The organism is Vibrio sp. V19_P1S1T109 (assembly GCF_002241375.1).
Lineage (GTDB): Bacteria > Pseudomonadota > Gammaproteobacteria > Enterobacterales > Vibrionaceae > Vibrio > Vibrio anguillarum.
In genome coordinates this window covers 1-4,027 of the sequence record NZ_NDIM01000115.1, presented here as the reverse complement: position 1 = coordinate 4,027, position 4,027 = coordinate 1, and the positions used below count along the sequence as shown (strand labels likewise).

The following is a 4,027-nucleotide window of genomic DNA, read 5'->3' as shown; positions in this document are numbered from 1 at the left end:
CTTTAAAGAAAGCCGCTGACGTATTGGGTATCGGCCAAGAAGGCTTGGTTTGTGTAAAAACCGACCACAACAACCGCTTATGCCCACAAGATTTGAAAGCCAAAATGGCACACCTAAAAAGCCAGAAAATTAAACCTTTTGCGGTTGTTGGCGTCGCCGGAACAACAGAAACGGGCAACATTGATCCCTTAAGAGATATCGCCAATATTTGCCAGCAAGAAGGTTGTCATTTTCACGTAGACGCCGCTTGGGGCGGTGCAACATTAATGTCGAATAATCACCGACACTTACTCAATGGTATTGAGTTGGCTGACTCTGTCACGATTGATGCACATAAACAGCTCTACATCCCTATGGGTGCAGGCATGGTACTATTCAAAAAGCCTGATGCTATGCATTCAATTGAGCACCATGCGCAGTATATTTTGCGGAAAGGTTCAAAAGATCTAGGCAGCCATACGTTAGAAGGTTCTCGTTCAGGTATGGCCATGTTGGTGTACGCTAGCATGCACATTATTAGTCGCCCTGGCTACGAATTATTGATTGACCAAAGCCTAGCTAAAGCTCGCTATTTCGCCGATCTAATTAAAGAACAAGACGACTTTGAGCTGATTTCTGAACCCGAACTGTGTCTTTTAACCTATCGTTATATTCCTGCTTTTGTTCGCCAAGCACTGCAACAAGCCTTGCCCAATCAAAAAGCAGAACTGAACGAGTTGCTAAATGAAATCACCCAGTTTGTGCAGAAAAAACAGAGGGAAACGGGGCGCTCATTTGTCTCTCGAACCCGTTTAAACCCAGAACGCTGGGACAAGCTTGATACCATCGTATTCCGCGTAGTACTAGCCAACCCGCTAACGACACATGCTATCTTGCACTCGATATTAGATGAGCAACGACATATTGCCACGCTAGCCCCTAATTTGATGGCCAAAATTGAGCAGCTTGCTCAAAGAATCATCGGCTAGAATCCCTATAAGTTACAGCGAATTGAAAATTTATTTCTTTTTGCTGTAACTAATACATCATTAATGAGCTGGAAATTTCCATTAATCATCGATTTAAATCTAAATTCTGTAGTTTTCATGAAATTTTGTTTGAGGCTTGTCATGTTCTCATCAATTGTTAACTTGAATTGTTACGGAAATCTACATCCTAGGTTTATACTCATTGCATGGCGTTGGTTTAACTTACCTTTTTGGAAATGTGTTATTTCCAATCCCCCCAAAGGGCGACCGGGTAAAACCAACGAGTTGTTCTCTTCGCCCGCGTGAACACTATGAATACATTAGAAAAAATTCAAAAAAATCTGGAAAACTTTAGCAAGTCGGAACGTAAAGTCGCCGAAGTAATTATGGCTTCGCCCCAAACCGCGATTCACTCAAGTATTGCGACGCTCGCCAAAATGGCCGATGTCAGTGAACCAACGGTAAACCGCTTTTGTCGACGACTCGACACCAAAGGCTTTCCCGACTTTAAGCTTCATTTAGCGCAAAGCCTTGCTAACGGAACTCCGTATGTAAACCGAAATGTTGAAGAAGATGATGGCCCAGACGCCTACACCCATAAGATTTTCGAATCGACTATGGCGTGTTTGGATGTGGCTAAAAACAGCTTGGATCCAATGCAAATTAACCGTGCAGTTGACTTACTCACACAAGCAAAACGGATCTCTTTCTTCGGTTTAGGAGCATCTTCTGCTGTAGCAAAAGATGCCCAAAACAAATTTATTCGCTTTAACATTCCGATCACTTGCTTTGAAGATATCGTGATGCAACGCATGAGTTGTATCAACTGTACCGATAATGACGTAATTGTTTTAATTTCGCATACAGGTCGTACTAAAAGCCAAGTGGAAATCGCCAATCTTGCGCGCGAAAATGGTGCGACTGTCATTGCGATTACGGCAAAAGATTCACCGCTGGACAAAGCAAGCTCGTTGTCGATCTCTCTTGACGTACCTGAAGATACTGACGTCTATATGCCCATGGCAAGCCGTGTGGTGCAAATGACGGTAATTGATGTACTGGCTACTGGTTTCACCCTGCGCCGTGGCTCTGGTTTTCGTGAAAATCTTAAACGCGTCAAGGATGTACTAAAAGACTCGCGCTACGATAAGCTGTCACAGTTCTAAGATAATCGCGATCCTAAAATAATCGTTAGAACGGAGCTCAATTGCTCCGTTTTCTTATTAACTCTGCTTGCTACCTTCAGGCGCGACGGGATCATGCCTAACTTCTACCTGATTGGATGAACTCGGTTGCCACTCCTCACACTCACCTTGGCACTCGCAAACTTGATTTAATATATGGATTAACCTTTCTTGTGTTAAAGGCAAAGGGTTACCTTTAATCGCGACCGACTTTAAAGCATCTAACGCCACGCGATCAAACGAGGTATTGCACACACCAAACTGGTTGAGTTTAGGCAGTTGCAACTTATCTAACATCATTTTCACCCACAGCACGCCATCTTCAACGTGAACATTTGTTCTGCCAGTCACGATTTGAGCGATTTTTTTATAACGTGTAAGTACATCATTTCGCCCTGCTTTTTGCGCTGCTCGAATGTTTTCTCGCATAACATGAGGGGCTAAACGCGCCGTGATCACGCTGTGTGGGGCATCAAGTTTTCCTCCCAATGCCGATGCCAAGCCATGTGCAGCGCCAAGCTTTGCATTGGTAATTGCCATTCCTCCAAGCATTGCTGCAAAAGAGAGATCCGCTCGCGCTTTATGATCATCTTTTCGACACGCTGGCAATATAGAACGACTGAGTTTGCGCAACCCCTCTTCACACACCATATCGGTGAGTGGATTGGGTTCACCACACACATAGGCTTCCATTAAATGCGTAAAAGCATCCATTGCGCCTCTGCCAGATGTGTAACTATCGGTACCATAGGTCAACGTGGGGTCAACAATCGCAACATCTGCCAGCATATCTGGGCTGCGCAAGCTTACTTTTACTTTGTCTTGTCCCGATTTCAAGACGGCATTACGCGTGACTTCGGATCCCGTACTGGCGGTGGTTGGAATAGCAATAAATGGCAGCGGTTTTGTCTTTAACGGCACATTTCGGCCAACCACTTCCACATAATCATAAACGTTACCTTGGTTAGGAATGATTGCCGCGAGTGCCTTGCCCATATCAATCACACTACCGCCACCAATAGCAACGACCATGTCCGGTTGAAAACGTCGGCCTAAAATGGCCGTTTCCTCCACCATGGTAATATTAGGTTCACCAACAATAGCTACATGCTGATAGCGCATATTCTGCATTTTCAGGTATTGAACAATAGGGGAAGCTCGTTGTTGTTCTTTTCCCGAAACCAGCAGTACGCTATAACCATATTGGTTGAGAACAGAAAGTGAATTCAATAACGCTCCTTCTCCAAAAATGATCCGCGTCGCCGTCATAAATTGGAACATGAATAACTCCCTTTTCTCTCATCTAGATTAGCTCTGTTTAGAGTGCACCTATCGTTAAAAAAATTTTTTGATGCAGTGCAATGTGGAGCAAATAACCACATAAAAAACACAAGTTTATGCGGCATGTCACAGCCAAGCCATTGTTGATCTATTCCCAACACCATAGAGAGGTAAGCTTGCTTTGATTAAGGAATAAGCAATAGCTTTTACCTATTGAAGTAACTGGTGAATGCCACTTTATTTCCGACCTTGAATCGGGCATAGTTGCATGCAACAAGAATGAAGGAGAAAGCTATGTTCGTTGTTATTTTTGGCCGCCCTGGTTGCCCCTACTGTGTTCGCGCAAAAGAACACGCTGAAACATTGAAATTAAAACGCGATGATTTTAACTACCGTTATGTCGATATTCACGCGGAAGGCATCAGCAAAGCTGATTTAGAAAAGACAGTGGGTAAACCAGTTGAAACTGTGCCACAAATCTTTATTGATCAAGAACACATCGGTGGTTGCACTGATTTTGAAGCTTATGCGAAAGAACATTTAGGCTTATTCGACGAATAAAACCAAGAAACATAAAAACCCGCTGATTTTTAG

General features: G+C 43.7%; 4 protein-coding genes. 3 read left to right on the top strand and 1 reads right to left on the bottom strand.

Going from position 1 to position 4,027, the window contains the following annotated elements; all coding sequences use genetic code 11:
- Together B9J87_RS05505 and B9J87_RS05500 are read left to right on the top strand one after the other, a co-directional pair.
- Nucleotides 1–968, top strand: a 968-nt coding sequence (locus B9J87_RS05505; RefSeq protein WP_141201541.1) for an aminotransferase class V-fold PLP-dependent enzyme, incomplete at its 5' end; no start/stop codon positions are given.
- 311 nt (nt 969–1,279) lie between these two features.
- Nucleotides 1,280–2,134: a MurR/RpiR family transcriptional regulator gene (locus tag B9J87_RS05500; protein ID WP_010320194.1), complete on the top strand. Its 855-nt coding sequence runs from the start codon at nt 1,280–1,282 to the stop codon at nt 2,132–2,134.
- Between the two features lie 57 nt (nt 2,135–2,191).
- Here the strand turns inward: B9J87_RS05500 and B9J87_RS05495 are convergent, their stop codons facing one another.
- Nucleotides 2,192–3,433, bottom strand: a complete 1,242-nt coding sequence (locus tag B9J87_RS05495) for an iron-containing alcohol dehydrogenase (protein ID WP_094149685.1) — start codon at nt 3,431–3,433, stop codon at nt 2,192–2,194.
- A gap of 294 nt (nt 3,434–3,727) precedes the next feature.
- Here B9J87_RS05495 and B9J87_RS05490 point away from each other — a divergent pair, with 294 nt between their 5' ends.
- Nucleotides 3,728–3,994, top strand: coding sequence for a GrxA family glutaredoxin (locus B9J87_RS05490; RefSeq protein WP_010320195.1), 267 nt, complete (start codon nt 3,728–3,730; stop codon nt 3,992–3,994).
- The last annotated feature ends 33 nt before the right edge of the window (nt 3,995–4,027 follow it).

Excerpts from the sequence above, each read along its gene's own strand:
- B9J87_RS05495 (WP_094149685.1), bottom strand. The coding sequence starts at position 3,433 with ATGTTCCAATTTATGACGGCGACGCGGATCATTTTTGGAGAAGGAGCG.
- B9J87_RS05490 (WP_010320195.1), top strand. The coding sequence starts at position 3,728 with ATGTTCGTTGTTATTTTTGGCCGCCCTGGTTGCCCCTACTGTGTTCGC.
- B9J87_RS05500 (WP_010320194.1), top strand. The coding sequence starts at position 1,280 with ATGAATACATTAGAAAAAATTCAAAAAAATCTGGAAAACTTTAGCAAG.